Annotated in this window: 22 protein-coding genes and 1 other annotated feature; of the genes, 18 read left to right on the top strand and 4 right to left on the bottom strand. The window is 46.4% G+C overall.

Annotated features, from left to right (window positions below; genetic code table 11):
• On the top strand, positions 1–559 hold a 559-nt coding region (locus BTA31_RS19700; RefSeq protein ID WP_142243759.1), incomplete at its 5' end, for a DUF421 domain-containing protein.
• Between the two features lie 3 nt (positions 560–562).
• On the opposite strand, the gene BTA31_RS19695 is transcribed toward BTA31_RS19700, so the two are convergent.
• Positions 563–1,270 (bottom strand): DUF421 domain-containing protein, encoded by a 708-nt coding sequence (locus BTA31_RS19695; protein WP_076793605.1) that lies wholly within the window; start codon positions 1,268–1,270, stop codon positions 563–565.
• A 1,075-nt stretch (positions 1,271–2,345) separates the two neighbouring features.
• On the opposite strand from BTA31_RS19695, the gene BTA31_RS19680 reads away from it, so the two are divergent.
• Positions 2,346–2,867 (top strand): hypothetical protein, encoded by a 522-nt coding sequence (locus tag BTA31_RS19680; RefSeq protein WP_076793596.1) that lies wholly within the window; start codon positions 2,346–2,348, stop codon positions 2,865–2,867.
• Between the two features lie 43 nt (positions 2,868–2,910).
• Here BTA31_RS19680 and BTA31_RS19675 read toward each other — a convergent pair whose 3' ends face one another.
• Positions 2,911–3,165, bottom strand: a complete 255-nt coding sequence (locus BTA31_RS19675) for a hypothetical protein (RefSeq protein ID WP_043926318.1) — start codon at positions 3,163–3,165, stop codon at positions 2,911–2,913.
• A gap of 411 nt (positions 3,166–3,576) precedes the next feature.
• Between BTA31_RS19675 and gdhA the strand changes: the two genes are divergently transcribed.
• Positions 3,577–4,959, top strand: coding sequence for an NADP-specific glutamate dehydrogenase (gene gdhA / locus BTA31_RS19670; protein WP_076793595.1), 1,383 nt, complete (start codon positions 3,577–3,579; stop codon positions 4,957–4,959).
• A 46-nt stretch (positions 4,960–5,005) separates the two neighbouring features.
• On the opposite strand, the gene BTA31_RS19665 is transcribed toward gdhA, so the two are convergent.
• Positions 5,006–5,230 (bottom strand): hypothetical protein, encoded by a 225-nt coding sequence (locus BTA31_RS19665; RefSeq protein WP_043926316.1) that lies wholly within the window; start codon positions 5,228–5,230, stop codon positions 5,006–5,008.
• A gap of 458 nt (positions 5,231–5,688) precedes the next feature.
• Here BTA31_RS19665 and ilvE point away from each other — a divergent pair, with 458 nt between their 5' ends.
• The 14 genes from ilvE to yihA all read left to right on the top strand — a co-directional run bounded on the left by ilvE (position 5,689) and on the right by yihA (position 24,209).
• Positions 5,689–6,603 (top strand): branched-chain-amino-acid transaminase, encoded by a 915-nt coding sequence (gene ilvE, locus BTA31_RS19660; RefSeq protein ID WP_076793594.1) that lies wholly within the window; start codon positions 5,689–5,691, stop codon positions 6,601–6,603.
• Positions 6,604–6,607: 4 nt separating this feature from the next.
• Positions 6,608–6,869 (top strand) — a binding site (T-box leader).
• A 157-nt stretch (positions 6,870–7,026) separates the two neighbouring features.
• Positions 7,027–8,751 (top strand): acetolactate synthase large subunit, encoded by a 1,725-nt coding sequence (gene ilvB, locus BTA31_RS19655; protein ID WP_043926314.1) that lies wholly within the window; start codon positions 7,027–7,029, stop codon positions 8,749–8,751.
• Entirely contained in the window at positions 8,748–9,266 is a 519-nt protein-coding gene (gene ilvN, locus BTA31_RS19650; protein ID WP_043926313.1) for an acetolactate synthase small subunit, read from the top strand. The genes ilvB and ilvN overlap by 4 nt, the downstream gene beginning before the upstream one ends.
• A 23-nt stretch (positions 9,267–9,289) precedes the next feature.
• Positions 9,290–10,318, top strand: a complete 1,029-nt coding sequence (gene ilvC / locus BTA31_RS19645) for a ketol-acid reductoisomerase (protein ID WP_043926312.1) — start codon at positions 9,290–9,292, stop codon at positions 10,316–10,318.
• A complete protein-coding gene (locus BTA31_RS19640) occupies positions 10,305–11,861 on the top strand; it encodes a 2-isopropylmalate synthase (protein WP_076793593.1) in 1,557 nt (518 codons plus the stop codon). The genes ilvC and BTA31_RS19640 overlap by 14 nt, the downstream gene beginning before the upstream one ends.
• Positions 11,862–11,888: 27 nt before the next feature.
• Positions 11,889–13,001, top strand: a complete 1,113-nt coding sequence (gene leuB, locus BTA31_RS19635; RefSeq protein ID WP_076793604.1) for a 3-isopropylmalate dehydrogenase — start codon at positions 11,889–11,891, stop codon at positions 12,999–13,001.
• 33 nt (positions 13,002–13,034) lie between these two features.
• The gene (gene leuC / locus BTA31_RS19630) at positions 13,035–14,453 is read left to right on the top strand and encodes a 3-isopropylmalate dehydratase large subunit (protein ID WP_076793592.1); all 1,419 of its coding nucleotides are present in this window, start codon (positions 13,035–13,037) and stop codon (positions 14,451–14,453) included.
• A gap of 12 nt (positions 14,454–14,465) precedes the next feature.
• A complete protein-coding gene (gene leuD, locus BTA31_RS19625; RefSeq protein ID WP_076793591.1) occupies positions 14,466–15,065 on the top strand; it encodes a 3-isopropylmalate dehydratase small subunit in 600 nt (199 codons plus the stop codon).
• A 129-nt stretch (positions 15,066–15,194) separates the two neighbouring features.
• Positions 15,195–16,202 carry a DNA damage checkpoint antagonist DdcA gene (gene ddcA, locus BTA31_RS19620; RefSeq protein ID WP_076793590.1) on the top strand — a complete coding sequence of 336 codons (1,008 nt, stop codon included), beginning with the start codon at positions 15,195–15,197 and terminating at the stop codon, positions 16,200–16,202.
• A 226-nt stretch (positions 16,203–16,428) separates the two neighbouring features.
• Positions 16,429–17,703, top strand: a complete 1,275-nt coding sequence (tig, locus tag BTA31_RS19615) for a trigger factor (RefSeq protein WP_076793589.1) — start codon at positions 16,429–16,431, stop codon at positions 17,701–17,703.
• A gap of 268 nt (positions 17,704–17,971) precedes the next feature.
• Positions 17,972–19,237 carry an ATP-dependent protease ATP-binding subunit ClpX gene (gene clpX, locus BTA31_RS19610; protein WP_043926308.1) on the top strand — a complete coding sequence of 422 codons (1,266 nt, stop codon included), beginning with the start codon at positions 17,972–17,974 and terminating at the stop codon, positions 19,235–19,237.
• A 179-nt stretch (positions 19,238–19,416) separates the two neighbouring features.
• On the top strand, positions 19,417–21,072 hold the full coding sequence (lonB, locus tag BTA31_RS19605; protein WP_076793588.1) for an ATP-dependent protease LonB: 1,656 nt from the start codon (positions 19,417–19,419) through the stop codon (positions 21,070–21,072).
• A gap of 228 nt (positions 21,073–21,300) precedes the next feature.
• Positions 21,301–23,625, top strand: a complete 2,325-nt coding sequence (gene lon, locus BTA31_RS19600) for an endopeptidase La (RefSeq protein ID WP_076793587.1) — start codon at positions 21,301–21,303, stop codon at positions 23,623–23,625.
• Complete coding sequence (gene yihA / locus BTA31_RS19595; RefSeq protein WP_043926305.1) at positions 23,622–24,209, top strand: ribosome biogenesis GTP-binding protein YihA/YsxC; 588 nt, start codon at positions 23,622–23,624, stop codon at positions 24,207–24,209. Before lon ends, yihA begins: the two co-directional genes overlap by 4 nt.
• Before the next feature lie 48 nt (positions 24,210–24,257).
• Here the strand turns inward: yihA and BTA31_RS19590 are convergent, their stop codons facing one another.
• Positions 24,258–24,743 (bottom strand): hypothetical protein, encoded by a 486-nt coding sequence (locus tag BTA31_RS19590; protein WP_043926304.1) that lies wholly within the window; start codon positions 24,741–24,743, stop codon positions 24,258–24,260.
• A 188-nt stretch (positions 24,744–24,931) separates the two neighbouring features.
• Between BTA31_RS19590 and hemA the strand changes: the two genes are divergently transcribed.
• Complete coding sequence (hemA, locus tag BTA31_RS19585) at positions 24,932–26,293, top strand: glutamyl-tRNA reductase (RefSeq protein ID WP_076793586.1); 1,362 nt, start codon at positions 24,932–24,934, stop codon at positions 26,291–26,293.
• Position 26,294 lies beyond the last annotated feature (1 nt).

The raw sequence follows: 26,294 nt of genomic DNA, 5'->3' as shown, positions 1-26,294 counted from the left end.
GGAAAATTATGGAAGAAAACTCAAAAAAGAAAAATATTCAACAGATAAGCTGTTGGAACTTTTAAGAAAAAAGAATGTATTTAATATTGCCGAAGTTCAATTCGCCATCCTGGAGCAAAGCGGGGATTTAAACGTGCTGCTCGAAAAAGAACATAGGCCAGTTACTATCAAAGATCTGCAAATACCTTATCAATCGGAGAAAGAGCCTCAGACCGTGATCATGGACGGAGAAATTTTAGACGAGCCATTGTTTGTAGCAGGATTAAACCGTCGCTGGCTCCATGAAGAGCTTGATAAATTAGGCGTGACAAAAGAAAATGTGTTTCTGGGCCAAGTCGACTCAAACGGACAACTGACCGTGGATCTGTATGATGATCAAATTAAAGTTCCCTCACCACAAGAAAAGCCTTTATTATTGGCAACAATTAAAAAATGTGAGACAGACCTCGAATTATTCGCGTTGGCCACCGACTCAAAACATGCTAAAGCGCTGTATGCCAAAAATGCAAATAAACTAAAAGATATGCTGCAAAAGCTTGAACCTGCCTTACATGATTAATATTTAGAGTTGATCGTCAATATCTTTCGTGATAACAGTCATTGAATGATCGTTATCTCTCACGGAAGCGTAAAATATATCTTTAATTTGATGATATCCTTTTGCTTTAAGTTCATTTTTTAACCACTCTTCGTCCTTGTGAATTATTTTTAAATTTTGTTTTTGAACTTTACCTTCAATGACAACGGCAATTGGCAGTCCACTGTATTCGGGTTTAATGTGTAGGTCCTTGCGCGTAACAGGTACAAGCTCTTTCTTAGGTAAAATGCTGATTTCCCCATTTGCCTCTAATATTGCATATTCAATGTCCTTAATATCAGGGTATCCTGAAGCCCTTAGATTTGACAACAGTTCGGCTAATGAATATCTGCTTCTCTCCAAATTCTTATAGATGAGTTTGCTGTGTTTAATCAAGATAGTTGGACGCCCAATAATAAAGGTATTGAGCCAATTGAATAAGCTTAGTCTTGAAATGAGAAGATGTATGATGATGATCACAATCATCCCAATCACCCCATCCTTCATTCCTTCAATTTTAATGGGGGCGAAAGCTAAATAGGCTAAAAAAATAATGGCTCCAAAATCATAAGGGGTAAGCTGTGCCAACGCAGATTTCCCAAGGAGCTTAACTGACAAAATAAACACAAGAAATAAAAGAATTAGCTTAAAAAGAAACATAAATACTAACACCTCTTTTCCACGCTTAAACATCAATACTAAATATTCCCCATGATTCAATGGATATAAGAAAGAATTAAATTTTGGGAGCAGGTAAGTTCATTTTTGGAAATAAGTCCTGAAGCATACCTACATAAACAATACCTATGTTGTGAAAAATAATTGCGTAGGTGATTTTTTATGTAAAGGAAGTGAGGAAAAGTGAATTTTCAATGGTTAACAACACTGTTTAGAAATAGAGATCTTCTATTTGGCAGGAGAAGAAACAGAGGAACTATGTGGTTCTCTTTACTAGGGCTAGGAATCAGTATAGTTGCATTCTTGATCAGAAGGAATGGAAACCAAAATAACCCTGTGCAAAATCTAATGAAAAATTTCCAGCAACAAAACACTCTTCAGAATGTTGCTTCTCCACTAACCAACGAGTTCGCAAATGAATTAACACCTAATCAAAATGTATTTAATAACAAGAATAAATAACAGTGCAAAATAATTTCGTATATACCCATCACTATAAAAAGAGCCGCTCGCGGCTCTTTTTCTTGGTTTGAATTACCGTATATATATAAATTGAACCAAGATAAAAATAGGATAAGACTTATTTCATTGATTTTTATCATTTCATATGAGGTTTAATTCGTGAAGCAGGCTGACATGCTCCGGCAGCATCATGGCCGTCCATTTAATTGTTCCCCGATCTCTCAAGTTGTCATTCATGATGTTCATCTCCTCTTAATATTAATTGTAGGGGAATTAATGTTCTGTTTTCGATGTTATGAATTAATTGGAAAATTGGGAGCGGATTCGCTCCCAATTAGGTATTTTTCATTCCTTCAGAAAGCAAAAAAGAGCAATGAACCGTGATATTATGGGCTTTTGGTCAAGTGATGTCACATGCTGTCTTTAAGGGTCATCGGCCTTCTAAGCCGTCGGCCAGGAGTTCGAATCTCTCCTGGAACGTCTCTGAAAAAAGCCTCAAACTTCTTGGTATACAAGGGTTTGAGGCTTTTGCTATTATAAAAAAACAACATCCTAAAAATTCCCTTTCATCTTTTCGGAAAAAATGAAAAAGATAAGGGATGTGATCAATTTTAAGGAGGATGTTGTAATGACAAAGCAACAGCAAAATCAGCAGCAACAGCAACAGCAAAAGCAGAAGCAACAAAAACAAAAGCATGAGCAACTGCTCGGAGTGAACATCACGGATACCGAACTTGCTCAAGAATTCGGAAATATCCAGCAGCAGCTTGCTCAGCTGGAGCAAACTGTTAATCAAATGGGGTCACAGCAGCAGGGGCAAAGTGGCCAGCAGAGCTCTCAATTGAGCCAGGGAATCAATCAGTTAAAGCAGCAAATTCAGCAATTCAGCTCCCAATCTCAGCAGCAAATGCAGCAAACGGATCAGCAAATTCAGCAAAGCATTCAGCAGGCTGTCCAACAGCTGAATCAGGCTCTTCAAGGGATCCAGACAAACCAGGCCATGAACCAAATGAGCCAGGCACTTCAGCAGGCGCAGCAGTCATTTAATCAGCAAGGACAGCAAGGACAACAAGGACAACAAGGACAACAGGGTCAGCAAAACCAGCAAAACCAGCAGCAAAATCAAAATTTCCAACAGCCCCTCCAATAAAAAGCTTTAAAGAGCCGTTTAGCACGGCTCTTTTTTATATCGGTCATTCCTCGTTTTGATCCTCTTCGTCATGGGTTGGATGCGCTCCAGGGTACTGCCGCGGCATTCCTTGATGGAGATTGCGGAATTCGTATGTGAAATTGCTGTAGTATTGCTGACCTTCCTTCCATGGCGTGTTTTTGTTCTCAACAGGCTTGTCTTTGCCTTGTGCAGCTCCATACGCTCCTTCAGGAAATTCTTCAGCCGTTAAAAAGTTTCTTTGTGTTTCAACGTTCGACATTTCTTTTTTGTCGTCCATCAGATCACCCCTGTTTTAGTTTTATTGTTGCCATGAAAAAGGGGAGCTATGTGTTTTCGTTTTGCATGCAGTAGGTTTCATTTTAAAAACGGGATAAGATGCTCATTCTCTGCCGGCAGTACAAGGGGAAAATGCACCGATCACAAAGAAAATAGACATTTTGTACAGAAAGAACCTTTCAGATGAAGTGGTATTTTATGGTTTCTTGGTCCTTTTCTCCTCAGCTTTTAAGAGCTGTCTTTCTATCTTATTACCTGTCTATTCTCGCTTTTTGTTATACATCTCAATTCAGCAATGGTTTTATCTGTTTTTCAGATTGATGTAAATGGGGCGTTGGATGTAAAATTTACCATGATAGAAAATCTTACAATGTTCGTTCTGCTTTTATTTAAGAAAGGGAGCTGAAGAAAAATGCATACGCTAGAAAAAATGGAGGAAACAAATTTCCAGACGGCGAGAGATTATGTGACACAAGCATACGAGACAGTACAGAAGCGAAATCTTTACGAAAGCGAATTTCTTCAAGCTGTAAAGGAAATATTTGATTCCCTCGTCCCTGTATTGGCAAGACATCCAAAGTATATCGAACACCGCATTCTTGAGAGGATTGCAGAGCCGGAACGGATGATCACCTTCAGGGTGCCGTGGGTCGATGATGAAGGCAGTATCCGGGTTAACAGGGGATTCCGGGTTCAATTTAACAGTGCAATCGGTCCGTATAAAGGCGGCATCCGTTTTCACCCTTCTGTAAACGCGAGCATTATTAAATTTTTGGGCTTTGAGCAGATCTTTAAAAATTCTTTAACCGGCCAGCCGATCGGAGGCGGAAAAGGCGGGGCTGATTTTGATCCGAAGGGCAAATCGGACAGGGAGATCATGAGTTTTACGCAAAGCTTCATGAATGAACTGTACAGACATATCGGACCGGACACGGATATCCCTGCCGGCGATATTGGTGTCGGAGCAAGGGAAGTCGGGTTTATGTTCGGACAGTATAAAAAGATTCGGGGTCGCTATGATGCAGGCGTGTTAACAGGCAAAGGCCTTGAATACGGGGGCAGTTTAACGAGGAAAGAAGCGACAGGATACGGTCTGGTTTATTTCGTAGAAGAAATGCTGAAGGATCAGGGGCTGCGCTTTGAAAACAGCACCGTTGTCGTCTCCGGTTCAGGCAATGTGGCGCTGTATGCGATGGAAAAAGCGGCTCAATTCGGCGCGAAAGTGGTGGCCTGCAGCGATTCTGACGGCTATATCTATGATGAAAAAGGCATCAGTCTTGAGACGGTGAAGCGGCTCAAAGAAGACGGGAACGGAAGGATTCGTGAGTATGTCAGCGAGCATCCGGAAGCACACTATTTCGAAGGTTGCAACGGCATTTGGTCCATTCCATGCGATATCGCGCTTCCGTGCGCGACCCAGAACGAAATTGACGAAGAGGCGGCCGAAGTGCTCATTTCAAATGGGGTCAAAGCTGTCGGAGAAGGGGCAAATATGCCGTCTGAAGAGGGCGCCGTCAAACGCTTTTTGGATGCGGGGGTTCTATTCGGGCCGGCTAAGGCTGCAAATGCCGGCGGTGTAGCCGTTTCAGCGCTCGAAATGGCGCAGAACAGCGCGCGGCTCCACTGGACGGCGGAAGAAACGGATGAGAAGCTCAGGACGATCATGGCTGACATTTACAAGAGAAGCGTTGAAGCGGCTTCAGAATACGGACGGTCCGGAAATCTGCTCGACGGCTGCAATATAGCCGGATTTATCAAAGTGGCGGATGCGATGATCGCTCAGGGAGTCGTTTAACCGTAAAAAAGAGAGAGCATGATGCTCTCTCTTTTTTTGTGCTTTGTTAATTTTCTCTGAATCCTCCGGTAAAGGCGTGCACAGCCGGAACGGAAATTCCCGGGTAGCCGATGCCGAATCCGAGAGTCGGAGTGGTGAACACCCCGCCGTACGGATAATAAGTATAGGGCCCGTGTGCTGAAGGATTATAGACATAAGTAGTCGGATAGCCGAAGTATCCCGGGTATTGGCGCACGCGGGGATCAGAGTGTGAAGGAAAAGTGCGGTACATCATATTCACCTGTTTCTTTTTTGATTAACAGCAGTTTATGTAAAAAATCGTAAAATGGAGTCTGTACACATATGTGGTAATAAATCTAACCGGCGGGGATAAAATTTTAAAAAGTTGTCGGTGATAAAATCTAACAAAACTGTATGAAACACCAGTTTTTTTATGTAATCTTTATAGATTAAATAAAAAATTTTAAATTATTTTTCAATTTTACATTTCCTTTTATATCAATCATGTAAGCGTATACAAGTAGATTGATTAATCGAAATTGTCTAATAATTTTAAAAAATACGGTTGACACTGCATGTAAAGGGGCGTAATATGAGTTCAAACAAAAGAACAAATCACTTGAAAACTTTTCATCTTTCCCGGGAATGACAGCGGGAAAACGGGTTCCCGCATCATGAATTTTTAATCGTTTAAAGCGTTCATTTACAACAGAAAGGTGTGCTAGAGGGATGGGGGACCAGAAAGACCAGTGGATCTTCCTAAACGACAAACTCGTTAAAAAAGAAGACGCTAAAATATCAGTCTATGATCACGGATTTTTATACGGGGACGGCGTGTTTGAAGGGATCAGGGTATACGACGGCAACATCTTCAGAATGAAAGAGCACATGGATCGCCTCTACGATTCTGCGAGATCGATCATGCTGGAGATTCCATATCAGCAGGAAGAACTGACACAGCACGTTCTCAAAACAGTCGAAAAAAACGGGCTTAAAGACGCTTACATCCGCTTGGTCGTTTCAAGAGGAGCAGGTGACCTTGGACTCGATCCAAACAATTGTTCACACCCGAGTGTCATCATAATTGTCGAACCATTGGCAATATTCCCGAAACATTTATATGAAACGGGAATTGACATCGTTACGGTTCCGACAAGAAGAAACAGACCCGATGTGCTGAGCCCTAAAGTAAAATCGCTGAACTATTTAAACAATATTCTTGTCCGGATCGAGGCGCATATGGCGGGCGTGACAGAAGCGCTCATGCTCAATGATCAAGGCTATGTCGCCGAAGGTTCTGCGGATAACGTATTCATTTATAAAAACGGAAAGCTCTTGACGCCCCCGGGCTATATCGGAGCGCTTGAAGGAATCACCCGGAATGCCATCATCGAAATAGCGCGAGAGCTCGGCTATGAAGTGAAAGAAGAGCCGTTTACCCGCCATGACGTATACACAGCCGATGAAGTGTTTTTAACCGGAACGGCTGCAGAAGTCATCGCGGTCGTAAAAGTTGACGGCCGCAAGATCGGGGACGGCAAACCGGGAGTCCACACAAACCGGATGCTTGAAAAGTTCCGCGAGCGCGTCGTTCGTGAAGGGGTAAAAGTCAGCCTCAAAGATCAAAGCTTAAGTGTCAGCTGAATAAAGACAAACGTTGAAGAGGATAAGTAACAGCGGAAACGCCGCCTGCAGAGAGCCGGGATTGCTGGGAACCGGTGACGGCCTCCGCTTGTGAACTCCCCTCTGAGTGTCAGCCTGAACGATTTCCATGTTTAGTAAGGCTGGCCGGGTGAACGTCACGAAAGTTCACTCGTTATTAAACCGGATAAGCGATTATCCATAAGGCGGCATTAAAAAGCCGCGAACAAGGGTGGTACCGCGGAAAGAAAAGCCTTTTCGCCCCTTTGGCCTGCAAGGTGTGCAGCGTCAACAGTGGGCGGGAAGGCTTTTTTTAGCTGCAAAAGCAGATTGTATACATGCTTTGCGGCACATATACATTGATTATTTTGAAAAACCAATCGTGAATGAACAGTGATGAAGATCACTTGATAAGGAGGAAGAAAAATGGGGACGAATGTACAGTTGGATGCTGAAAATGCCCAATGTACACAAACAATGGCAGGGGCGTCAATGCTGATCGAGGCTTTAAAACAGGAAAATGTCGAAGTGATCTACGGGTATCCGGGCGGTGCGGTCCTGCCGATTTATGACAAACTCTACGGATCGGGAATGTTTCATGTGCTGACGCGCCATGAACAAGGCGCCATCCACGCAGCCGAAGGATATGCAAGAATTTCCGGGAAACCGGGTGTCGTCATCGCCACATCCGGACCTGGAGCGACAAACCTTGTAACGGGTCTGGCCGACGCGATGATCGATTCATTGCCTCTCGTCGTATTCACCGGTCAGGTTGCAACATCGGTTATCGGATCTGACGCATTCCAAGAAGCGGATGTCATCGGAATTACGATGCCGATTACAAAGCACAGCTACCAGGTTCGCAATGCCGAAGATCTGCCGAGAATTATTAAAGAAGCATTCCATATTGCGACAACAGGAAGACCGGGCCCCGTTTTAATCGATATTCCTAAAGACATCGCCGCTGTAGAAGGAGAATTCCGCTACGACCATGAGATTCACCTTCCGGGCTATCAGCCGACGAAGGAACCGAATTATCTGCAGATCAGAAAGCTTGTGGAAGCGGTCAGTGCAGCGAAAAAGCCGGTTATTTTAGCGGGTGCGGGCGTCTTGCACGGGAAAGCGTCAGAAGAATTAAAAAATTATGTCGAACAGCAGCAAATTCCGCTGGCGCATACGCTGTTAGGCTTGGGAGGATTTCCGGCCGACCATCCGCTTTTCCTCGGGATGGCCGGAATGCACGGAACGTATGCGGCCAACATGGCTCTGTATGAAAGCGATCTGTTAATCAGCATCGGTGCCAGGTTCGATGACCGGGTCACAGGGAACTTGAAGCATTTTGCAAAATATGCGAAAGTCGCTCACATTGACATCGATCCGGCTGAAATCGGCAAAAACGTTCATACACACATTCCGGTTGTCGGCGACAGCAAGCTTGTACTGACAGAGCTGATCAAGCAAAACGGCAAGCCGAGCGCTTCTGATGAGTGGAAAAAGCAGGTTGCGGCTTGGAAAAATGAATATCCGCTCTGGTATGAAGAGAATGAAACAGAAGGGTTCAAACCGCAGAAGCTGATCGAATATATCCACCGCTATACAAAAGGCGAAGCTATTGTAACGACGGACGTCGGACAGCATCAAATGTGGGCCGCGCAATTCTATCAGTTCCAAAAAGCCGACAGATGGGTCACTTCCGGCGGTCTCGGCACGATGGGCTTCGGACTTCCGGCGGCAATCGGAGCACAGCTTGCCGATAAGGATGCGACGGTTGTATCGATACTCGGCGACGGAGGATTCCAGATGACGCTGCAGGAGCTGTCCGTCATTCACGATTTGAACCTTCCGATCAAAGTCGTGGTCTTAAACAACCGCTGCCTCGGAATGGTCCGGCAATGGCAGGAAATCTTTTACGATGAGCGCTATTCACACTCCAAGTTCACATCACAGCCTGATTTCATCAAGCTGTCTGAAGCTTACGGAATCAAAGGTGTCCGAATCACATCCGAAAAAGAAGCGGAAGAAAAGCTGGAAGCGGCGCTAACGTCGAATGAACCGATGGTCATCGATGTTCAGGTTGCACAAGCTGAAAAAGTATTTCCAATGGTTGCCCCTGGAAAAGGGCTGCACGAAATGGTGGGGGTGAAACCTTGAAAAGAATCATTACGCTGACGGTTTTGAATCAAAGCGGCGTCTTAAACAGAATTACAGGGTTGTTTACAAAACGGCATTACAACATTGAAAGCATTACGGTCGGCCACACCGAAACAGCGGGAATTTCGAGGATCACATTTGTCGTTCATGTGGCAGATGAAAAAGAAACGGAACAGCTGACAAAACAATTAAACAAACAGATTGATGTACTGAAAGTCACGGACATTACGAATCAATCGATCGTCCAAAGAGAGCTGGCATTAATCAGGGTGGTTTCCCCTCCGGCGAGCAGGGCGGAAATAAACGGTGTCATCGAACCGTTTCGGGCGTCTGTCGTCGATGTCGCAAAAGACAGCGTCGTGATTCAAGTGACAGGGGAATCAAGCAAGATCGAAGCCCTGATCGAACTATTGAAACCATACGGGATTAAAGAGGTTGCCAGAACAGGCACCACGGCCTTTGCGAGGGGAACTCAGCAAAAGCCGGCCTCTATTAAAACAATATCTATTGTATAAAACATAAAAAGGGAGAGATTGACATGGTAAAAGTATATTATAACGGTGATATCAAAGAAAACGTATTGGCAGGCAAAAAAGTAGCGGTGATCGGATACGGCTCACAAGGCCATGCGCACGCACTGAACCTGAAAGAGAGCGGAGTGGACGTCATTGTCGGCGTCAGAAAAGGGAAATCCTTTACAAAAGCAGAGGAAGACGGCCATCAAGTTTTCACGGTAAGAGAAGCGGCAGAACAGGCCGACATCGTCATGGTGCTTCTTCCGGATGAACAGCAGCAAAAAGTGTATGAAGCAGAAATCAAAGACGGACTTCAAGCGGGCAATTCACTCGTATTCGCCCACGGATTCAACGTTCATTTCCATCAGATCGTACCTCCGGCGGATGTTGACGTATTCCTTGTCGCTCCTAAAGGACCGGGACACCTTGTCAGAAGAACGTTTGAACAAGGTGCAGGGGTTCCGGCGCTGTTTGCCATCTATCAGGATGTAACCGGGGAAGCGAAAGACAAAGCCCTTGCTTATGCTAAAGCGATCGGCGGCGCAAGAGCCGGGGTTCTTGAAACAACATTTAAAGAAGAAACTGAAACCGATCTTTTCGGCGAACAGGCGGTGCTGTGCGGAGGATTGACTTCCCTTGTCAAAGCCGGATTCGAAACGCTGACAGAAGCGGGCTATCAGCCTGAACTCGCATACTTCGAGTGTCTGCACGAGCTGAAGCTCATCGTCGACTTGATGTATGAAGAAGGTTTGGCAGGCATGAGATATTCGATTTCCGACACAGCGCAGTGGGGAGACTTCGTATCAGGTCCGCGCGTCGTTGATGAGAAGGTAAAAGAATCAATGAAAGAAGTATTGAAAGACATCCAAAACGGTACATTCGCGAAAGAATGGATTGTCGAAAACCAAGTTAACCGTCCGCGTTTCAACGCCATCAATACAAGCGAAAATGAACACGAAATCGAAGTGGTCGGCAGAAAGCTTCGCGAAATGATGCCGTTTGTCAAGCAGGGCAAGAAGAAGGAAGCGGTGGTAGCCGGTGCGAAAAATTAACTTTTTTGATACGACACTCCGTGACGGTGAACAGTCGCCGGGCGTTAATTTAAACACGCAGGAGAAGCTGGCGATCGCCCAGCAGCTTGAAAAACTCGGGGTCAACATTATGGAAGCGGGCTTTCCCGCTTCGTCCCCCGGGGATTTCAATGCAGTAAAAGAAATCGCAAGGACGATTAAAAACTGTTCGGTAACAGGGCTTGCCCGCTCTGTCAAAGGAGATATCGATTCGGCGTGGGAAGCGCTCAAAGACGGGGCTGAACCAAGGATTCACATTTTTATCGCCACTTCTGACATCCATTTAAAATATAAGCTGAAAAAAACGCGCGAACAGGTTCTGGAACAGGCGGTCGCAATGGTGAAATACGCCAAAGAGCGCTTCCCGATCGTCCAGTGGTCTGCCGAAGATGCGTGCCGGACCGATCTGCCGTTTTTAGCCGAGATCGTCAGCGAAGTGATCGCCGCGGGAGCGGATGTCGTCAATCTTCCGGATACGGTTGGTTATTTAGCGCCCGCCGAGTACGGAAATATCTTCCGCTATATTAAAGAAAATGCCCGCAATGCCGATAAAGTCCAGCTTTCAGCCCATTGCCACGACGACTTGGGAATGGCTGTCGCCAACTCTTTGGCTGCGATTGAAAACGGAGCGGATCAAGTCGAATCAGTCATCAACGGCATAGGCGAAAGAGCGGGGAACGCCTCTCTTGAAGAAATCGCCGTCGCCCTCTATATCCGAAAAGATTTCTACCAGGCGGAATCAACGATTCAGCTGAATGAGATTAAGCGGACAAGTGATTTAGTGAGCAAGCTGACCGGCATGGCCGTGCCGCGGAACAAAGCGGTCGTCGGCGATAATGCCTTTGCCCACGAATCAGGCATTCACCAGGACGGCTTCTTAAAAGAAAAAACAACATATGAAATTATTTCTCCGGAGCTTGTCGGCGTGAAAACGGATGCGCTTGTGCTCGGAAAGCATTCAGGGCGCCACGCATTTAAAGATAAGCTGCAAAACCTCGGATTCCAGTTTGGAGAAGAGGAAATCAATAAATTTTTTAACATCTTTAAAGAGCTTACCGGAAAGAAAAAGGAATTTACGGATGAAGATCTCATCTCGCTGATACTCGAGGAGAAAACGGCAGACCGCAAAATCGGCTATGACTTTATATCACTGCAGGTTCATTACGGCACCTCGCAGGTTCCGACAGCAACGGTCTCCCTTAAAGATCAGGAAACGGATCAGATCATTCAGGAAGCGGCAACCGGAGCGGGAAGCGTTGAAGCGGTGTACAACACGCTGAAGCGCTGTATGGATAAAGAAGTCCAGCTCCTTGATTACCGGATTCAATCCAACCGCAAGGGACAGGATGCATTCGCGCAAGTATACGTCAGGGTGATGATCGACGGAAAAGAATCCGGAGGACGCGGAGTTGCCCAGGATGTTCTCGAAGCATCTGCCAAAGCCTACTTGAACGCGGTGAACCGCTATCTCGTTTTGAAGACGAATGCGGAAGGGTTGTCAAAACAGGCGGCTGTAGGATCATAACAGTAAGAAGGAAGGAGTTTGTTGAATTTGAAAAAACGAATCGCACTTTTGCCCGGTGACGGAATTGGTCCCGAAGTATTGGACGCGGCTGTTGATGTGCTGAAAAGCGTTGCTGAACATTATCAGCATGAATTCGAATTTGAATACGGCCTGATCGGCGGAGCGGCAATTGATGAGGCGGGAGCGCCGCTTCCTGAGGAAACTGTCGCCGCTTGCAAAGCTGCGGATGCCATTTTGCTCGGAGCTGTAGGCGGGCCGAAATGGGATCAAAATCCTTCTGAGCTGAGGCCTGAAAAAGGGCTGCTCGCCATCCGCAAGCAGCTCGACCTTTTTGCCAATCTGCGGCCTGTTAAAGTGTTTGAAAGCCTTGCGGGAGCTTCTCCGTTAAAAACCGAATATATCGAAGGTGTTGACTTTGTCATCGTTCGCGAGCTGACGGGCGGCTTGTATTTTGGAAAGCCGAGCGAGCAGTACGTCAATCAGAACGGTGAGGAAGAAGCTGTTGACACGCTGTTTTATAAAAAGTCGGAAATGGAAAGGGTCATCAGGGAAGCCTTCCAAATGGCGCAAAGACGAAAAGGCAAAGTGACCTCCGTTGATAAAGCCAACGTCCTTGAGTCAAGCAAACTATGGCGCAAGACCGCGGAAGAAGTAGCGCAAGAGTTTCCTGACGTCAAACTTGAGCATATGCTCGTCGACAATGCAGCCATGCAGCTCATCTATGCGCCTGGACAGTTTGATATTATCGTAACTGAAAACATGTTCGGCGATATTTTAAGCGATGAAGCATCGATGCTGACCGGATCGCTCGGCATGCTGCCGTCGGCAAGCTTATCAAGCTCTGGACTTCCTCTATATGAACCTGTGCACGGCTCAGCTCCTGATATCGCGGGACAGAACATTGCCAATCCGCTTGCGGCGATCTTGTCCGCGGCTATGATGCTCAGGACGTCCTTCGGTCTTGAAGCTGAAGCGAAAGCTGTTGAACACGCAGTCGATCAAGTTCTCCGTGCAGGAAAACGGACGAAGGACCTGGCAAAAGGATCGGAACATTGCACGACTCAATCGATTACAGGGGAAGTAAAAGCCGCGCTGGCAGACGACAATGCCATTTCAAACATCATGACCGCTTACGTTTAAGGAAAATGGATATTGGTAGAGGGAGGAAGAAAGATGATGCCTCGAACGATCATCGAAAAAATTTGGGATCAACACGTGATTAAAAAAGGTGAAGGGAAGCCTGACCTTCTCTATATCGATCTGCATTTGATACATGAGGTAACGTCACCCCAGGCCTTTGAAGGCCTAAGGCAAAAGAACAGAAAAGTCAGACGGCCGCAAAATACGTTTGCCACGATGGACCACAACATTCCGACTGTCAATCGGTTTGAGATTCAAGATGATGTCGCCAAACGGCAGGTCAGTGCGCTCGAGCGGAATTGTGAAGAATTCGGCATCCGCCTCGCAGACTTGTCAAGCGTTGACCAGGGGATCGTCCATGTCATCGGGCCTGAACTGGGGTTAACGCTGCCGGGCAAAACGATCGTTTGCGGAGACAGCCATACATCCACACACGGAGCGTTTGGCGCGCTCGCTTTCGGAATCGGAACGAGCGAGGTGGAGCACGTCTTGTCAACGCAGACGCTTTGGCAGCAAAAACCGAAGACGCTGGAAATCCGCGTTGACGGCAAACTGCAAAAAGGAGTGACGGCTAAAGACGTCATTCTCGCGATCATCGGAAAATACGGGGTTAAATTCGGTGCGGGTTATGTCATTGAATATACCGGCGAAGTGTTCCGAAACATGTCGATGGACGAACGGATGACGGTGTGCAACATGTCAATCGAAGCTGGGGCAAGAGCCGGATTGATTGCACCGGATGAAACAACATTTGAATATGTCAAAACGAAAAAATATGCGCCAAAAGGCGAAGAGTTTGAGAAAGCTGTAGAAGAGTGGAAGAATTTGAGAACCGATCCGGGGGCGGTCTACGACCGGACGATCGTGATGGACGGAAGCGCGATTTCGCCGATGGTGACGTGGGGCATTCACCCTGGCATGGTGCTGCCGGTTGATGAAACGATTCCGGGGCCTGAGGCTTTCTCGCAGGAAGACGATAAAAAAGAAGCGCAGCGCGCATATGAATATATGGGTCTTGAACCATATAAAAAAATCGAGGACATTACAATTGAGCACGTCTTTATCGGTTCATGCACCAACTCGCGCATGACAGATCTTCGTCAGGCGGCTGAAATGATCAAAGGTCAAAAAGTTGCCGATGGCGTCAGAGCGATCGTCGTTCCCGGCTCGCAAAGCGTCAAAATCCAAGCCGAAAAAGAAGGGCTTCACGAGGTTTTCATCGAAGCGGGCTTTGAATGGAGAGAATCGGGATGCAGCATGTGTTTGAGCATGAACAACGATGTTGTCCCTGAAGGAGAGCGCTGTGCTTCGACTTCCAACCGCAATTTTGAAGGCAGGCAGGGCAAAGGGGCCAGGACGCATCTCGTCAGCCCGGCGATGGCTGCGATGGCCGCGATTCACGGACGCTTTGTCGATGTCAGAAAATATTACCAAGAGACAACAGCTGTATAGAGGAGTGACAAGATGGAGCCATTAAAGACCCATACCGGAATAGCGGCGGTACTAAACAGAATCAACGTAGACACGGACCAGATCATTCCGAAGCAATTTTTAAAGAGGATCGAAAGAACGGGGTACGGCCGTTTTGCTTTCTTTGACTGGAGGTATTTGGATAACGGCGATCCCAATCCTGATTTTGAACTGAACCGGCCGGAATACAACGGCGCTTCGATTTTAATTGCCGGCGAGAACTTCGGCTGCGGCTCTTCAAGGGAACACGCGCCATGGGCGCTTGACGACTACGGATTTAAAATCATTATCGCGCCGTCTTTTGCTGATATCTTTCACCAAAACTGTTTTAAAAACGGTATGCTGCCGATCCGCCTTCCTTATGAGACGTGGAAAGAGCTTGCTGAACAGTATGAATATCAATCTTTGACGATGGCTGTCGATCTCGAAAAACAGACGATAACAGACCACGCCGGGCAGCAGATTGCCTTTGAGGTCGATCCGCATTGGAAAGAGATGCTGCTGAACGGTTACGATGAAATTTCTTTAACATTGCTCCTTGAAGAAGAAATAGAACAATTTGAGAAACAGAGAAGCTCTTGGCTGCAAGCATAAAAAAGCTGTCCGATGTAGATCGGAGGCTTTTTTTGCTGGCGGCAGCATACTGCCGCCGGTTCTTTCTTGTGTTTAGCGGGCCGGGTTGATACACTTGTTAAAAAATAAGTGCCTGAAAGGAACTTAGAAATGAAGCATGACAAGAAAAACTCGAAGATCATCCCGTTCCCTAACGTAAAGGAGCGTTTAGTGCACAAAGGGATGGCAGCGCTCAAAGAAAAGAATTACCACGAAGCGCTCAGGCTGTTTTCTGAAGCGAAGCGCTATGATGATGAGGAATCGGATATTTATCTGGGAATGGCCATCTGCCTGCTGGAAATCGGCGAGCTTGAAGAAGCGAAGAGCATCTGCGAAAAAATGCTGAAAGAAGGCCACGGCCACTATTTTACCGTTTTACAGGTCTATATGACGATTTTAATCCAGCTCAGACAATACGAAAAAGTAAAAGAAACGATTGAAGCTGTACTCGAAGAAAACAAGCTTCCTCCTGAAAGCGCAGAACAGTTTTATAAACTGCTTGATTTCAGCCGCAAGATGACGGAAGACCCGGGACCTGAGGACATCACCGAAGACCTTCCTGAGACGGAGGAGGTTGATCAGGAAAGGCTTTTGCATGACACGGAAGAGCAGGTTAAGCTTCTTCACGGGCTGAAGGACCGCAATCTGACAAGCTATATCGGCTTGTTGAAAACGATTCTGCAAAATCCGAGCGCACATCCTGTCGTAAAAACGATGATCCTTCAGCTTTTGGCCGAGTCAGACCATGAAAAGCCGACGCTTGTCGCAAAATTTGGCGATTCGATGACAATTAATCCGACAGAGACGGTCAAGCCGGATGATATGCCGATATTAAAGCATGTTCTGAGCGTGCTCGATGATACGCTGGGGAATGAAAATCCCACGCTGTACCAGGCGGTCGAAGAGCTGTGGAGAAGGCATATTTACGTCCTCTATCCGTTTCAGCCGAAATACTCAAACCGCGAGCTCTGGGCTGCTGCGCTGCATAAAGTCGGATATGAGATGCACGGGATCGACATCGATAAAGAGGAGCTTCATATTCTCTATGAATTCAATGATAGACAGCTTGACGAAGCATGCGCGCTGATCAAAGACATAGAAGAAATTTCTTATTTGTAAATGTTGAAAGCAGCGGGCTTTGTGTTATAATATAGTGGTTGCATTTGTGAAAAACGGAAGTTGATCCGTTTGCCGCTAAAGATTCATTATTTATCTTTGTATACATAATGATGGCTGTCAGAAACACATGAGCTGCACACAGTCGGCAGCTTGCGATGGACGTAGCCGTTTGCTTGTTTTAAAATGGAAAAACGACACAACCTGAATAGATTTTGGAGGGAAACACATGTCAGTAAAATGGGAAAAGCAAGAAGGAAACGAAGGCGTTTTAACGGTTGAGGTAGATGCCGATACCTTTAATAAAGCCCTTGATGATGCATTTAAAAAAGTAGTAAAGCAGGTATCCATACCTGGATTCCGCAAAGGGAAAGTGCCGCGCGGTTTGTTTGAACAGCGTTTTGGCGTTGAGGCGCTTTATCAGGATGCGCTGGACATCCTGCTTCCTGTCGAGTATCCGAAAGCGGTAGAGGAAGCGGGCATTGAGCCTGTTGACCGTCCGGAAATCGATGTGGAAAAAATCGAAAAAGGCGAAAACCTGATCTTCACTGCGAAGGTAACGGTTAAGCCTGAAGTGAAACTTGGCGAATATAAAGGCCTTGGCATTGAAAAAGACGACACTGCCGTGACGGATGAAGACGTTCAAAACGAACTTAAGTCTCTTCAAGAGCGCCAGGCTGAACTCGTTGTAAAAGAAGACGGCAAAGTGGAAGAAGGGGACACTGTTGTTCTTGATTTCGAAGGATTCGTAGACGGCGAAGCATTCGAAGGCGGAAAAGCGGAAAACTATTCCCTTGAAGTCGGTTCAGGCTCTTTCATTCCAGGCTTTGAAGATCAGCTTGTAGGACTTGAAGCCGGTGCTGAAAAAGACGTTGAAGTGACATTCCCAGAGGAATACCACGCGGAAGAGCTTGCGGGCAAACCTGCCGTATTCAAAGTGAAAATCCACGAAATCAAAGCGAAAGAGCTTCCTGAGCTTGATGACGAGTTTGCGAAAGATGTCGATGAGGAAGTTGAAACGCTTGCTGAGCTGACTGAAAAAACGAAAAAACGTCTCGAAGAAGCAAAAGAAAACGAAGCGGATGCTAAACTTCGCGAAGAGCTTGTCGTGAAAGCAGCTGAAAACGCTGAGTCTGACATTCCTCAAGCGATGATCGACACAGAGCTTGACCGCATGATGAAAGAATTCGAACAGCGTCTGCAAATGCAGGGCATGAACCTTGAGCTTTACTTCCAATTCTCAGGACAGGATGAAAACGCGCTGAAAGAGCAAATGAAAGAGGATGCTGAAAAACGCGTGAAATCAAACCTGACACTGGAAGCGATCGCCAAAGCGGAAAACCTTCAAGTCACTGACGAAGAAGTCGAAGAAGAGCTTTCTAAAATGGCTGAAGCATACAACATGCCTGTTGAAAACATCAAACAAGCAATCGGTTCTACAGATGGAATGAAAGAGGACTTAAAAGTTCGCAAAGCAATTGATTTTCTTGTAGAAAACCGTTAATATGTTTCATAATCATACTTTATATAAAACAGGGCGCGAATGTTTCGTGCCTTGTTTTATACAATTTTGACTTATCATCTTTTCTTTGGGAAAGGATAGATAATGTCGTTTTGATCAACATACATATTGAATATGCCGAACGGCAAACACAACGTTATCGCCTTTTTGGAAAGTGTGGTAAAATGCAATACATAATGGAACGAATGTTTTCAAGCGATGTTTCTTTTAACGAAGAAACTGGAATGACAAGGATATAAGGGGTGAAAGAATGTTTAAATTCAACGAGGAAAAAGGACAATTGAAATGCTCGTTTTGCGGTAAAACACAAGATCAGGTACGCAAGCTTGTCGCCGGACCAGGCGTATATATATGTGACGAGTGCATCGAACTTTGCACTGAAATTGTAGAAGAGGAACTTGGCTCTGAAGAAGAAGTGGAGTTCAAAGATGTTCCGAAGCCAAAGGAAATCCGCGAGATTCTTGATGAATACGTCATCGGCCAGGACCAGGCAAAAAAATCCCTTGCCGTGGCCGTCTACAATCATTACAAGCGGATCAATTCAAACAGCAAAGTCGATGACGTCGAGCTGTCAAAAAGTAATATTTCCATGATCGGACCGACCGGAAGCGGAAAAACGCTTCTTGCTCAAACGCTTGCCCGCATCCTGAATGTGCCGTTCGCCATTGCGGATGCCACTTCGCTTACTGAAGCAGGCTATGTCGGTGAAGATGTGGAGAACATTTTGCTTAAGCTGATCCAGGCTGCTGACTACGATGTTGAAAAAGCGGAAAAAGGCATTATCTACATCGATGAAATCGATAAAGTGGCCAGAAAGTCCGAGAACCCTTCGATTACACGCGATGTATCAGGCGAAGGCGTTCAGCAGGCTCTGCTTAAAATTCTTGAAGGTACGGTTGCGAGCGTTCCTCCACAAGGCGGAAGAAAGCATCCTCATCAAGAGTTCATCCAAATTGACACAACCAACATCCTGTTCATTTGCGGAGGAGCTTTTGACGGAATCGAGCAAATCATCAAGCGCCGTCTCGGTCAGAAGGTCATCGGCTTCGGCTCTGACAACAAGCATGAAGACCTTGAAAAAGAAGTGCTTCTTTCCAAAGTGCTTCCGGAAGACTTGCTTCGCTTCGGGCTGATCCCTGAATTCATCGGCCGTCTCCCGATCATCGCAAGCCTTGAACCGCTCGATGAAAAAGCGCTGGTTGAAATTTTAACAAAACCGAAAAACGCACTTGTTAAACAATATAGAAAAATGCTTGAGCTGGATGATGTGGAGCTTGTATTTGAAGACGAAGCGCTCACAGAGATCGCTAAAAAAGCAATTGAACGTAAAACAGGAGCACGCGGACTTCGTTCCATTATCGAAGGAATCATGCTTGACGTGATGTTTGATCTGCCGTCTCGCGAGGATATTGAAAAATGCGTGATTACAGGCAAAACCGTCACTGACGGCGAACCGCCGCGTCTCATGATGAAAGACGGCACGGTCGTCAATAAAGACAAAAAAACTTCAGCATAATACAGAGAACCTCCTGGTCAAAAGGAGGTTCTTTTTTACATTCGGAAACCGCCGGCACCCGGAACAGAATGACGGTTTGAAAAGCAAAATTATCCCTTTCTCTACGTTTATTCCCTCCCTGATCAGGAAATACTATCTGACATACTCAGATACGAAACCATTTCAGGAGGGACCATCAGTTGAGCTGGACGAGCATTGCACTTTTTGTACAACTATTTTTCGGGATCATCATCGGATTATATTTTTGGAATTTGCTCAAAAATCAAAGAACCCAAAAGGTTACGATAGACAGAGAGTCCAAAAAAGAGATGGAACAGCTCCGGAAAATGAGATCAATCCATTTATCAGAACCGTTATCGGAAAAGGTGAGGCCGACGGCTTTTAAAGACATCGTCGGCCAGGAGGACGGCATTAAAGCGCTGAAAGCCGCCCTTTGCGGACCGAATCCGCAGCATGTCATTATTTACGGCCCTCCAGGTGTGGGGAAAACGGCAGCTGCAAGGCTTGTCCTCGAAGAAGCGAAAAAGAACAAGCGCTCACCATTCCAGGAACATTCCGTCTTTGTCGAGCTTGACGCGACAACGGCCCGCTTCGACGAGCGGGGGATCGCCGACCCGTTGATCGGTTCGGTCCACGATCCGATTTATCAGGGTGCCGGAGCGATGGGGCAGGCCGGAATTCCACAGCCAAAGCAAGGAGCCGTCACACATGCACACGGTGGGGTATTATTCATCGACGAAATCGGAGAGCTTCATCCGATTCAAATGAATAAAATGCTGAAGGTGCTTGAAGATCGGAAAGTGTTTTTGGAAAGCGCCTATTACAGTGAAGAAAACACGCAAATCCCCAAACACATCCACGACATTTTTCAAAATGGGCTGCCGGCGGATTTCAGACTGATCGGCGCGACGACGAGGATGCCTGACGAAATCCCGCCTGCCATTCGGTCGAGATGTCTGGAAGTGTTCTTCCGCGACCTTGAAAAGCACGAATTAAAAACGGTCGCCAAAAAAGCAGCTGATAAGATTCAGAAGCGAGTTGCAGAGGAAGGACTTGACCTGTTGACGCGGTATGCGAGAAACGGCCGCGAAGTTGTCAATATGATGCAAATCGCCGCCGGAATGGCTTTGACTGAAGAGCGTGACGAGGTGACGGTTGAAGATATCGAATGGGTGATCCATTCGAGCCAGCTGACACCGAAATATGAACAAAAAATCGCCTCTAAACCGCAGGTCGGCATCGTCAACGGACTTGCCGTCCACGGCCCTAACAGCGGTTCGCTGCTCGAAATTGAAGTCACAGTCAATCAGGCTGCTGATAAAGGATCAATTAATATCACGGGCATTGCAGAAGAAGAGAATATCGGCAACCAGTCAAAATCGATCCGCCGGAAAAGCATGGCGAAAGGGTCGGTCGAAAATGTTATGACTGTATTGCGGACAATGGGAGTAAAAGCTTCGGATTATGATATTCACGTGAATTTCCCCGGCGGTATCCCGGTTGACGGACCATCTGCAGGCATTGCAATGGCAGCGGGCATATTCTCCGCCATTCATAAGATTCCGATAGACCATACTGTCGCCATGACGGGGGAAATCAGTCTGAACGGCCGGGTAAAGCCGATCGGCGGCGTGATTCCGAAAATCAAAGCGGCCAAGCATGCGGGGGCAAAAACGGTCATTATTCCGCACGAAAATGTCCAGTCAATTTTAAAGCGGATAGAAGGTGTACATATCATTCCCGTCAAAACCTTGCAGGAAGTACTGGACCTCGCATTGGTCAACCCTCCTTCAGAAATACCTGACGGCGTTCAAATGAAAAGAGAATCCGTTTAAATCCCCATCGTTTCAGATGGGGATTTTTTTCGGTCCGGATTTCTCGGAAGCCCGGAGCTGCAGGTGCCGGCATGTTTTCTTAGCGGAGGACATCTTTTCCTTTTTCAGAACTGAAAGAAAGGGTATACTACAGGAGACCCTTTTTATTTCGCCGGGCTTACAATTGTACAGGGATAAAAAAAGTATATTATAATGGTTCATACTAAAGTTACGGAGGTGTCAGTCAAAATGGCAGATGAAACGAAACGAAACATCCCGCTCCTCCCTTTAAGAGGTTTACTCGTCTATCCGACGATGGTTTTGCACCTTGACGTCGGGCGTGAAAAGTCGGTTCAGGCGCTTGAACAGGCGATGATGAATGACCATATGATCTTTTTGGCAACGCAAAAGGACATATCCATAGACGAACCGGATGAAGACGAGATTTTTACATTCGGAACCTATACGAAAATCAAGCAGATGCTCAAGCTGCCGAACGGAACGATCCGCGTTTTGGTGGAGGGGCTGCAGCGCGCCCGCATTCTTGAGTACCACGATTTAGATGAATATACGTCTGTAAAAATCGAGCGAATCGATGAAGAGACTGAAAAAGATGTTGAAGATGAAGCACTCATGCGCACATTGCTTGACCACTTCGATCAATACATAAAGATTTCAAAAAAAATATCGGCTGAAACATTTGCCGCTGTGACAGATATTGAAGAGCCGGGAAGAATGGCCGATATCGTCGCCTCCCACCTGCCGCTTAAGCTGAAAGACAAGCAGGAAGTGCTGGAAACGATCGATGTCAAAGCCAGATTGAACAAAGTGATCGACCTGATTCACAACGAAAAAGAAGTCCTTGAGATTGAGAAGAAGATCGGGCAGCGCGTCAAGCGTTCAATGGAAAGAACGCAAAAGGAATATTACCTGCGCGAGCAGATGAAAGCCATCCAAAAAGAGCTTGGTGATAAAGAAGGAAAAACGGGTGAGGTCCAAAAGCTGACTGAAAAAATCGAGCAGGCCGGAATGCCTGATAATGTGAAAGAAACCGCGCTTAAAGAGCTGAACCGGTACGAAAAAATTCCGTCCAGCTCAGCTGAAAGCTCTGTTATCCGCAATTATATTGAATGGCTTATTTCCCTCCCATGGAACGATGCGACAGAAGACAGGCTTGATTTAAAGCTTGCCAGTCAAATCCTTGATGAAGAACATCATGGGCTTGAAAAAGTGAAAGAGCGGGTTCTCGAATATTTGGCAGTCCAAAAGCTGACCCGCTCGTTAAAAGGCCCGATCTTATGCTTGGCCGGACCTCCGGGTGTTGGAAAAACCTCGCTGGCCAAATCGATCGCCAAATCGCTCGGGCGCAAATTTGTCCGCATTTCCCTTGGCGGCGTGAGGGATGAATCTGAAATCCGCGGCCACCGCCGCACTTATGTAGGCGCCATGCCGGGCCGCATCATTCAGGGGATGAAAAAAGCAGGCAAGAACAATCCCGTGTTCCTTTTGGACGAGATTGACAAAATGGCTTCGGATTTCAGGGGAGATCCTGCTTCAGCGATGCTGGAAGTGCTCGATCCTGAACAAAACCATACGTTCAGCGACCATTATATTGAAGAGACATTTGACTTATCAAAGGTTTTGTTTATCGCAACCGCGAACAACCTGGCCACAATCCCCGGCCCGCTCAGAGACCGTATGGAGATCATCACGATCGCCGGCTATACGGAAGTGGAAAAGGTCGAAATCGTCAAAGATCATTTGCTTCCAAAACAGCTGAAAGAACACGGTCTGAAAAAATCCAATCTGCAAATACGGGAGCAGGCTGTCTTGGACGTCATTCGCTATTATACGAGGGAAGCCGGCGTCAGAAGCCTTGAGCGCCAAATCGCGGCGATATGCAGAAAAGCGGCAAAGCTGATCGTATCAGGGGAAAGAAAAAGAATTACGGTCACAGACAAAAACCTTGAAGATTATTTAGGAAAAAGAATGTTCAGATACGGACAGGCTGAGCTCGACGATCAGATCGGCGTTGTCACAGGTCTTGCCTACACGACGGTCGGCGGAGATACGCTGTCTATCGAAGTGTCTCTTTCCCCCGGGAAAGGCAAACTCATTTTGACCGGAAAGCTCGGCGATGTCATGAGAGAGTCGGCGCAGGCCGCATTCAGCTATGTCCGTTCAAAAGCGGAAGAGTTGAACATCAACCCTGACTTTCATGAAAAACATGATATTCACATTCACGTGCCTGAAGGAGCTGTTCCGAAGGACGGCCCATCCGCGGGGATCACAATGGCGACAGCTCTTGTCTCAGCGCTGACGGGCCGACCTGTTTCACGAAATGTCGGCATGACCGGCGAAATCACGTTAAGAGGCCGCGTTCTTCCGATCGGCGGCTTGAAGGAAAAGGCGCTCGGCGCACACCGTGCCGGCTTAAAGACTGTCATTATGCCGAAAGACAATGAAAAAGACATTGAGGACATTCCAAACAGCGTGCGGGAAGGCTTGACCTTCATTCCCGTCGCTCACCTGGACGAAGTTCTAAAGCATGCGCTAGTAGGAGAAGAGAAATGAAAGTAACGAAATCAGAGATTGTCATCAGTGCGGTGAAACCCGAGCAGTACCCTGAAGGGGGACTGCCGGAAATCGCCCTTGCCGGGAGATCCAATGTCGGAAAATCGTCATTCATCAACACAATGATTAACCGTAAAAACTTAGCGAGGACATCTTCAAAACCGGGCAAAACACAAACATTAAACTTTTATATCATTAACGATGTCCTTCACTTTGTCGATGTGCCCGGCTACGGATTTGCAAAAGTCTCCAAAACGGAGCGCGAGGCCTGGGGCCGTATGATAGAGACGTATTTGACATCCCGCGAAGAACTGAAAGCGGTCGTCCAAATCGTCGATCTCAGGCATGCTCCTTCACAGGATGATGTCATCATGTACGACTTTTTAAAGCATTATGACATTCCTGTGATCGTGATTGCGACAAAGGCGGATAAAATCCCTAAAGGTAAATGGGAAAAGCATGCCAAAGTCGTCAAAGAGACGCTTAATATAGAAAAAGAAGACCAGCTCATATTGTTTTCCTCCGAAACGAAAAAGGGTAAACAAGAAGCATGGTCGGCGATCGAGCAAATGATCGCGAAATAAAAGAGAAAGCACTTGCGAAATTGATGCAAGTGCTTTTTCTTGAATAAACTATTTTCTTTTTAAGAATAATAAGAGCAGACTAACCGCTATAAAAGCAGCCGGCCAATAAGCTTCTACATATGCCGTCTCGATATTCGCCGACTTCAGCCAGGCGGCAATCTGCCGGAAAAAGTAAAGGTAGAGGGCGACGGCGATCATCAGCAGACTCTCATATTGATATTCTTTTGTCTTAAACGATTTGACAAGAAGCGCCGCACCGAAGATCAGCACGATGACCGCAAAATCATCTGCGCGGCTGAAATAGTCCTCTTTAAATGTGAAATAAACGCCGATCGCTGTCATTAAGAGCCCTGCAAAGGAATGGGCGGAATCGGCTTCTTTCTGCCCCTGATAAAAAAGAGCCAGTCCGACGAGACCCGCGAGTACAGACCATTCTTCCTGTCCGTCAAACAGGCTGATCCGGCCGGATCGCAAAAAGGCGTAGACAGCCACGGCTATCAACAGCAATGGAAGCAAAACAGATTTCTTTTTCAAAGTATCACCTTCTTGATGTAGTGAAAGAAATAGAAACACATTTTCTACTATATCACATCATTTTTTTAAAATCTGTTCACATTTTGGGAAGAGAAAATAGTGAATATATGTTATAATCGTTTTGAATAATAAATTCTATATTATAATCATTCTAATTTAGATAGATGTTGGGGGTGCAAGCAAGAGTTATGCATATACTTGTCGTGGGATTGGATTACAAATCAGCCCCTGTTGATATACGTGAAAAGTTAACCTTTCAGCCGGATGAGCTGGGGCAGGCGATGTCGCAATTGAAAGAAGAAAAAAGCATACTTGAGAACATCATCGTGTCGACATGCAACCGGACAGAGCTGTATGCAGTCGTTGATCAGCTGCACACCGGACGTTATTATATGAAAATGTTTTTGGCGAACTGGTTCGGATTAAGCAAGGAGGACATTTCGCCTTACTTGAAGTTTTATGAAAACGACGGAGCCGTTGAACACCTTTTCCGTGTATCGTGCGGATTGGATTCGATGGTTATTGGAGAAACGCAGATTTTGGGCCAAGTGCGTACAAGTTTTAAGCTGGCTCAGGAAGAGAAAACAATTGGTACCGTTTTCAATTATTTGTTTAAGCAGGCGGTCACCGTCGCGAAGCGCTGCCATGCCGAAACGGACATTGCTTCAAATGCTGTATCCGTCAGCTATGCCGCCGTCGAGCTTGCCAGGAAAATCTTCGGCGACCTTTCCGATAAACACGTGCTGATTCTCGGCGCGGGCAAAATGGGTGAGCTTGCGGTTCAAAACTTGCACGGCCACGGAATCGGACAGGTTACGGTGATCAACAGAACATTTTCAAAAGCGAAGGAGCTTGCCGGCCGTTTTTCAGGCGCAGCGAAAAGCTTGAATGAGCTGCAATGCGCTTTGATGGAAGCCGACATTCTCATCAGTTCAACCGGCGCCAGCGGCTATGTCGTCACAAAAGAGATGATCGAACATGTCAATAAGCTTCGCAAAGGCTGTCCGCTATTTATGGTGGATATTGCCGTGCCGCGGGATCTTGACCCGGCTCTCAGCGAAGTGGAAGGCGTCTTCCTGTACGATATTGACGATCTTGAAGGGATCGTCGAAGAAAATTTGAAGGAGCGTCAGGCCGTTGCTGAAGAAGTGGAGCTGATTATTGAAGCTGAGATCGTTGCTTTTAAACAATGGCTGAATACGCTCGGCGTCGTGCCGGTCATCTCTGCTCTCAGGGAAAAAGCTTTGACAATCCAGGCGGAAACGATGCAGAGCATCGAACGGAAACTCCCTCATTTGAGCACAAGGGAGAAAAAACTTTTAAATAAGCATACGAAAAGCATTATCAACCAGCTTTTGCGCGACCCGATTTTAAAAGTGAAGGAGTTTGCGTCAGAAGCTGACGCCGAAGAAAAGCTTGCGCTGTTCACGCAGATTTTTGATATTGAAGAAGCGGCTTTTCCTGACGGGGAGAAACAAGACGAACGTCAGCCGGTTCATGCATTTAAGCGGCAAAACCAGCAGGGTTTGACTTCTATCGCGAGCGAGTGAC

It is taken from the genome of Bacillus haynesii (genome assembly GCF_001969855.1).
In the GTDB taxonomy this organism is placed as follows: domain Bacteria; phylum Bacillota; class Bacilli; order Bacillales; family Bacillaceae; genus Bacillus; species Bacillus haynesii.
Note: the sequence above shows the minus strand (reverse complement) of the source record. Positions and strands in the feature narration are given on the sequence as shown.

Excerpts from the sequence above, each read along its gene's own strand:
- BTA31_RS19695 (WP_076793605.1), bottom strand. The coding sequence starts at position 1,270 with ATGTTTAAGCGTGGAAAAGAGGTGTTAGTATTTATGTTTCTTTTTAAG.
- BTA31_RS19680 (WP_076793596.1), top strand. The coding sequence starts at position 2,346 with ATGACAAAGCAACAGCAAAATCAGCAGCAACAGCAACAGCAAAAGCAG.
- BTA31_RS19675 (WP_043926318.1), bottom strand. The coding sequence starts at position 3,165 with ATGGACGACAAAAAAGAAATGTCGAACGTTGAAACACAAAGAAACTTT.
- gdhA (WP_076793595.1), top strand. The coding sequence starts at position 3,577 with ATGCATACGCTAGAAAAAATGGAGGAAACAAATTTCCAGACGGCGAGA.
- BTA31_RS19665 (WP_043926316.1), bottom strand. The coding sequence starts at position 5,230 with ATGTACCGCACTTTTCCTTCACACTCTGATCCCCGCGTGCGCCAATAC.
- ilvE (WP_076793594.1), top strand. The coding sequence starts at position 5,689 with ATGGGGGACCAGAAAGACCAGTGGATCTTCCTAAACGACAAACTCGTT.
- ilvB (WP_043926314.1), top strand. The coding sequence starts at position 7,027 with ATGGGGACGAATGTACAGTTGGATGCTGAAAATGCCCAATGTACACAA.
- ilvC (WP_043926312.1), top strand. The coding sequence starts at position 9,290 with ATGGTAAAAGTATATTATAACGGTGATATCAAAGAAAACGTATTGGCA.
- leuC (WP_076793592.1), top strand. The coding sequence starts at position 13,035 with ATGATGCCTCGAACGATCATCGAAAAAATTTGGGATCAACACGTGATT.
- leuD (WP_076793591.1), top strand. The coding sequence starts at position 14,466 with ATGGAGCCATTAAAGACCCATACCGGAATAGCGGCGGTACTAAACAGA.
- ddcA (WP_076793590.1), top strand. The coding sequence starts at position 15,195 with ATGAAGCATGACAAGAAAAACTCGAAGATCATCCCGTTCCCTAACGTA.
- tig (WP_076793589.1), top strand. The coding sequence starts at position 16,429 with ATGTCAGTAAAATGGGAAAAGCAAGAAGGAAACGAAGGCGTTTTAACG.
- clpX (WP_043926308.1), top strand. The coding sequence starts at position 17,972 with ATGTTTAAATTCAACGAGGAAAAAGGACAATTGAAATGCTCGTTTTGC.
- lon (WP_076793587.1), top strand. The coding sequence starts at position 21,301 with ATGGCAGATGAAACGAAACGAAACATCCCGCTCCTCCCTTTAAGAGGT.
- yihA (WP_043926305.1), top strand. The coding sequence starts at position 23,622 with ATGAAAGTAACGAAATCAGAGATTGTCATCAGTGCGGTGAAACCCGAG.
- hemA (WP_076793586.1), top strand. The coding sequence starts at position 24,932 with ATGCATATACTTGTCGTGGGATTGGATTACAAATCAGCCCCTGTTGAT.